Genomic DNA, 743 nt, shown 5'->3' on the forward strand with positions numbered 1-743 from the left:
GTAGAGGCCGCTCCAGTTAAAGCCGGCAGCTTCTTCTACCGGCTGGACGACATCTGCTGCATGAGCAGCAGACATCAAAGCCACAGCAGAAACAGCACCAAGAAGAAAAGATTTCGCGGATGTGCGAATGAACATATGCCCGTACCCCAATGAGTAAACCCAGAATGTCTCTAGCAGGGAGTCGGTCGGTACGGGAATGACAAATATGCAACAATGATGAGCAAAGTGCCGTTGCGTCACATCTTTCGACGCCATGCTTTGCCTGAAAAACAGGCTCGCAAGAAAAAACCCGCCGGCTTGGAACCGGCGGGCTGGATTGAAAGGAGCTGTTCTCGCGAAAATCAGGCGGCGAGAACGGCTTTCGGCTCGACCAGTTCGTAGCCGAGCGCCTCGGCGACTGCCCGGTTGGTGATCTTGCCCTTGTGGACATTGAGGCCGTTGCGCAGGTGATGATCGTCGACCAGCGCCTTCAGGCCCTTGTCGGCAAGCTGCAGGCCATAGTGCAGCGTCGCGTTGTTGAGCGCGTGGGCCGAAGTGACCGGCACGGCACCGGGCATGTTGGCGACGCAATAGTGGATGACGCCGTCGACCTCATAGGTCGGCTCGGCATGAGTGGTGGCGTGCGAGGTCTCGAAGCAGCCGCCCTGGTCGATGGCGACGTCGACCAGCACCGAGCCTTTCTTCATGCCCGACAGCATTTCGCGCGAAACCAGTTTTGGCGCCGCGGCACCCGGGATCAGCAC

Annotated in this window: 1 pseudogene; it reads right to left on the minus strand. The window is 58.8% G+C overall.

Annotated elements, in window-relative coordinates:
• Window positions 1-341: 341 nt before the first annotated feature.
• Window positions 342-743: pseudogene (locus tag EN984_RS36540) on the minus strand (alanine dehydrogenase); the annotation flags it as partial.

This window comes from Mesorhizobium sp. M7A.F.Ca.CA.004.12.1.1, from assembly GCF_003997835.1.
Taxonomy (GTDB): Bacteria; Pseudomonadota; Alphaproteobacteria; order Rhizobiales; family Rhizobiaceae; genus Mesorhizobium.